Annotated in this window: 5 protein-coding genes; 4 read left to right on the forward strand and 1 reads right to left on the reverse strand. The window is 58.7% G+C overall.

Translation table 11 applies throughout. The features are described 5' to 3' along the window. Nucleotides 1-228 precede the first annotated feature (228 nt). The 4 genes from LPW30_RS15710 (at nt 229) to LPW30_RS15725 (ending at nt 3682) form a co-directional block, all read left to right on the forward strand. Entirely contained in the window at nt 229-1416 is a 1188-nt protein-coding gene (locus LPW30_RS15710) for a hypothetical protein (protein WP_238625160.1), read from the forward strand. Nucleotides 1417-1663: 247 nt separating this feature from the next. Next, on the forward strand, nt 1664-2803 hold the full coding sequence (locus tag LPW30_RS15715) for a GGDEF domain-containing protein (RefSeq protein WP_238625159.1): 1140 nt from the start codon (nt 1664-1666) through the stop codon (nt 2801-2803). Between the two features lie 275 nt (nt 2804-3078). Then, complete coding sequence (locus LPW30_RS15720) at nt 3079-3369, forward strand: nucleotidyltransferase family protein (protein WP_238625158.1); 291 nt, start codon at nt 3079-3081, stop codon at nt 3367-3369. Further along, a complete protein-coding gene (locus LPW30_RS15725; protein WP_239681341.1) occupies nt 3362-3682 on the forward strand; it encodes a HepT-like ribonuclease domain-containing protein in 321 nt (106 codons plus the stop codon). The genes LPW30_RS15720 and LPW30_RS15725 overlap by 8 nt, the downstream gene beginning before the upstream one ends. 230 nt (nt 3683-3912) lie before the next feature. Here the strand turns inward: LPW30_RS15725 and LPW30_RS15730 are convergent. Then, nucleotides 3913-5127 (reverse strand): sensor histidine kinase (locus LPW30_RS15730; protein WP_239681342.1); only part of this gene is annotated, 1215 nt, incomplete at its 5' end.

Raw genomic sequence — 5127 nt, forward strand, 5'->3', positions numbered from 1 at the left:
CCCGGTGTTCATCACGAAGAACCGGTGGTTGCTTGCAACCAGGTCGCTGCCCGGAGTGGTCCGCAGGCGCGTCGCGGATTTGGGCCGACCACTGCCACCGGCGGTCATCGGTTGTCTCGACACGAACCGGGTATTTGGCCTGCGCTGACCAGCGGCCGCAAACCATTTAGTCCTTTGCCGCGCTGGAATGAAGTGATCGTGGCCATTACAGGAAGGAGCACCCGCGCCATGAGCGAGTATCAGTATTACGAATTCACGGCGGTCGACCGTTCTTTGAGCGTGCAGGAGCAGACCGAGCTGCGCCGCTACTCGTCCCGGGCTCGAATTACGCCTGGCGGGTTCGTCAACGAGTACCACTGGGGTGATTTAAAGGCCGATCCTCTGGCCTTGCTACGGCACTACTTCGACGCGCATGTCTATTCGGCGAACTGGGGCACTTGCCGGCTACTGTTGCGCCTGCCCCGATCGTGTTTCGAAGAGGGAACGCTCGCGGACTATGCGGCCTTGGTGCCGGAAAACGGCCCGTCGTCCGTCTATCCTCCCGCTTTTCGAGCTTTGAACAACGGGGAACACTGGATACTGGAGTGGTGGTTCAACGACGAATCCCGTTCGCACGATCGTTTCTGGATTGAGAACGATGGTCCTGGTTGGATGACACGCCTGCTGCCACTGCGGGAGGAGCTGCTGCGCGGAGACACCCGCCCGCTCTATCTCGGGTGGCTTGCGAGGGTCAGTGAAGGCGAGTTCGATGCGGGGGATTCCGAACCGCCACTACCAGCGGGGCTGGGGGCGCTCACCCCGGCGCAGAAGGCGTTGGCCGATTTTCTCCTGCTAGATTCGGACCTGATCGCGTCAGCCGCTGTAGCAAGTCCCGAACTGCCGTCGCCGCAAGCGGCTGAATCGGACATCGACGACTGGCTGGCCACGCAGGCCGCCGAGACTCTACGTGCTCCATTGCGGCTGATGCTGCTGGGCCGGTCTTCGGAGGCCGAACGGCGGCTGCGCGGCGAATTCCTTACCTGGCAGCGCACGCAGCGCCAGATGGTCAGCTGTCCGGCTCGACGCACCTTGACCGTCATTGAGTCCGGCGTGGAAATGGCACGCAGCCTGCGTCTCGAACGCGAACGTGAAGCGCGTGAAGCCGAAGAGGCCAAGCAAAAGGCAGAACGCGCAAGCTATCTCGCGGGAGTAGCCAAACAGGCGGATCGTGCCTGGCACGACATCGACGCGCTCTTGCAGCGCCGCACCGGTGCCGCCTACGACGAGGCCCTTCAGCGCCTGCAGGATCTGGCCGAGGCCCTACATGCTGCCGAGCGAGGTCAGGAGTTTCGCCGCGACCTTGAAAAACTGTTGGTGACTCACGCCGGGCGCCCCGCATGGATGAAGCGGCTCGACAAGGCGGGCCTCCTGCGATGATCACCACCAGGGAAAGAACGGATCCTTGCCCATCCCCTCGGTGGCTTCAAAGTCGCTCTTGCCCAGGGTGAGCAAATGAGGGATGCCGCAATGGCATCGTCAATCAGTGCCAGCCCCGCATGTTCCAGGCGAGCTTGGTCACGGATTTGCATTTGGTATAGACTCGGATACAGGGTGCGTTACCAACCTTCCTCTAGCGAGTGTTCTTGGAGCAGCGCTCCGTATCCATTATGAAGAGCAAGTGCCCGTGCGTACATTCCAGTGGAGCGCCAATTTCGTTACCGGCCTGTCGACGGTAGATGACCAGCATCGATATTTGGTCGAGCTGATCAACCTTTTGGGCGACCTGCTTGGATCCAACCGGGTTCATCGGGATGATTTGGAAACGCTGTATGGACAGCTGGTTGACTATGCTGGCCTTCATTTCAAGGAGGAGGAAGGGTTGATGGAAAGGCTGGGGCTGGACGCCCGCCATGTGGATGTTCATGTGCAGATGCACAGGGATTTTCTCGAGGAAGTCACCCGGCTACATGGATCAATGGTGCAGGACGCTCCACTTGCCGGCAAACACCTGCTCGACTATCTCATCCATTGGCTGACCTTCCACATCCTGGGTCAGGATCAGCACATGGCTCGGCAGATTGAGGCCATACGCGCAGGAGTCACGCCTGAGGCAGCCTATACCGACGCGAAGAGAACCAGCCTCGAGCAAGTCGAGCCACTGGTGAATGCCTTGAGCGCCTTGTTTACCCAGGTTTCCGAGCGCAACTGGCAACTGGTTCAACTCAACCAGTCTCTGGAGGCCCGGGTAGAGGCACGAACCCGAGAGCTCACCGAGGCCAACCGCCAGTTGGAAGTGCTATCGCTTACGGATGTGCTCACGGGTCTGCCGAACAGACGTCATGCCATGCAACACCTCGAGGCGCTCTGGGAAGAGTCCAGCAGATTGGGCAAACCCCTGGCCTGCATGATGATCGACGCGGATCATTTCAAGGAGGTGAACGACACCTACGGCCATGAATCTGGTGATCGCGTCCTGATCGAACTGGCTAGAACCTTGCGGCATACAATGCGCAATGACGATATCGTTTGTCGACTGGGTGGCGATGAATTTCTGGTGCTATGCCCGGACACTCCGCTGCAGGGCGCCTTCTACATTGCCGAGCAAATCAAGGATGCCGTAGCCGCCATGAGAGTCCCCACGGGGGCTGGGGCCTGGAAAGGTAGTTCCAGCATTGGCGTTGCGGTGCGCACGCCGGCCATGAGCCAATCGGATGAACTCATCAAGCTGGCAGACGACAGTGTCTATCTTGCCAAAAGAGCCGGCAAGAACTGCGTACGTTCAGCCAACGATAAACCCCGTTTCAAGAGTTCGAACAATGGGTAGCCGATCCCCATGATGAAACTGGAGGTAGATGTGCGCTCCGAAACGGGCAGTTGGCTTGCGCTGACGAGCGGCCGGAAACAAGTCGAGACGGACAGGTTATTCCGACCTGAGTCCAAAAGGTGGGAATAGCCTGTCAGGTTCGAATGGGTTTGCGGCCTTTGGTCAGTGCAGGCCAAATACCCGCTCTGGGTACGACTGGAGTCTCTCCAAACCTCCACAGACCGTCCGCTATGAGCCGACACCCACACAAGCCTACCGCCCTTGGAGGCTGAGCGATGGACAGACAGCGTGCCCTTGACCTGCTAAGCCGCAGGAAGCCTGAGTTGCAGGCCCGTTTCGGCGTGACCCGACTGGCCCTGTTCGGCTCCACTGCCCGTAATACGGCAAGAAGTGGCAGCGATGTTGATGTGCTGGTGGCTTTCGACGGCCCTGCCACCTCCAAACGTTACTTCGGCGTGCAGTTCTACCTGGAGGACATCTTTGGCTGCCCGGTCGACCTGGTCACAGAAAAGGCCCTGCGGCCGGAGCTTCGCCCCTACATTGAACAGGAGCGAGTCAATGTCTGATGCCAGGCAGCGCGAATGGCGTTTCTACCTCGACGACATGATCGATTTCGCCGGGAAGGTGTTCGCCTACACCGACGGCCTCGACCAAGCCGGTTTCGTGGCCAATGCGCTCACCTACGACGCCACCCTGCGCAATCTGGAGCTGATTGGCGAAGCCGCCACCCATATCCCGGATGGGGTCCGGGTCGCCCATCCTGAAATCCCCTGGCGGATGATCATCGCCACCCGCAACCGCCTCATCCACGGCTACCTCGGCATCGACGACGACACCCTTTGGAGCATCATCCGGGATGACTTGCCCGACCTCGCTTAAGGACGAGACACAGCCGTGACCCTCCACCTCACCACCGCAGCGGACCTGGTAGCGGAACACGATGCCCGACCGTCCATGGGCGTCGTGGACGGCCATGGAAATAATGCCATGAACCCGTGCCAGACCCTCTTTGCCATCGATGCCGCCTGGACACCTAGGCCAGCCCAGTGGCCTGGCCTGGTTCAGCAGCGAGGGTGCGATTGGCGTTGCATCGCTTTGGCGCCCAGCTATCAAGGGTCGTTACTCTCCAGCCCCTCATCCGACAGCACCGGGACCTGCCGAGGTATCTGAAACCAGAAAGTCGAGCCGCGGGCTTCACAACTGGACAGACCGATCTCTCCGCCCATGTGTTCCACCAGCAATTGGGCCATGGCCAGTCCCATCCCCATGCCCGAATAAGCTCGTGTGTCCGTGCAATCCACCTGACTGAATCTTTCGAACAGGCATGATTGCTTGTCAAGTGGGATGCCGATACCGGTATCCGTAACCAGGAAACGTAGCCAGTAATCATCGGCCTTCAATGTCAGGGTGATGCGCCCTGCGTGGGTGAACTTGATCGCATTATCTACCAGTACCATCAGGGTCTGCCTGACCGCCTCCGGATCACCCCAAAGACGCGGCGGTACGTCAGCGTCAACCTTGCCCATTAAGGTCAGGCCCTTTTGCTGGGCTTCGCTGACCATGCTTGACTTTACCTGGTTGAGTAGGTATGCGGGATCGTATAGGAGAGTTTGTGGCTCTCTATCTCCCTTTTCCAGTTCCGCGAACTCAAGCAAGGTTCTGATACGATCGAGAAGTTCGTGCCCACACTCCAATATGACGTCGAGATCTGCGTGATGCTCTTGCTCTAGTGAGGCACTCATCAATACCTGGGTCATGCCGATGATGCCGTTGAGAGGTGTGAGGAGCTCGTGAGTGGTGTTTGCAAGAAATTGAGTCTTGGCCCGATTAGCGCTCTCCGCCTGATGTGCCAGCTCGTAGGCTCGTTCCTTTTCTGACCGCAGACATGCTTCAGTGGCGCGTTGCTGTTCAAGCAATTCCATCTTTTGCAACGCCAGTGCTACCTGATGTGTGGCTGATTCACAAAACTCCAGCTCCGCGGGCAACCAGCAACGTGGGTAACGCGTCTGATTGAATACCAGCAGATAGAATCCGTCTTCTCTGAAGGCGAATGGATACCAGAGCAGGCTCTGGATCTGCATCTTGCCATGCAAAAGCTGAGCAGAGCCGTCCTTCATGAAGGACGGATGAATTCCATCACTGTGGCTTTCAAGATGACCGCGTGACTCCCACAGACGCCGGATACCTCCCCCAAAAGTCTCAAGGGAGTAGCTATCCCGTGTTGGCGTGACAGAACCCTTGATATCTGAGAGCCATTCGCACAAGCCAATCACCAGCTTGGCATCCATCCGTATGTCATATATCAGCGCCCGGTCGCAACCTAG

This window comes from Ectothiorhodospira variabilis (assembly GCF_022227625.1).
In the GTDB taxonomy this organism is placed as follows: domain Bacteria; phylum Pseudomonadota; class Gammaproteobacteria; order Ectothiorhodospirales; family Ectothiorhodospiraceae; genus Ectothiorhodospira; species Ectothiorhodospira haloalkaliphila.

What these genes read in the sequence shown, in the direction of transcription:
- LPW30_RS15720 (WP_238625158.1), top strand. Translation starts at nt 3,079, where the DNA reads ATGGACAGACAGCGTGCCCTTGACCTGCTAAGCCGCAGGAAGCCTGAG.
- LPW30_RS15710 (WP_238625160.1), top strand. Translation starts at nt 229, where the DNA reads ATGAGCGAGTATCAGTATTACGAATTCACGGCGGTCGACCGTTCTTTG.
- LPW30_RS15725 (WP_239681341.1), top strand. Translation starts at nt 3,362, where the DNA reads ATGTCTGATGCCAGGCAGCGCGAATGGCGTTTCTACCTCGACGACATG.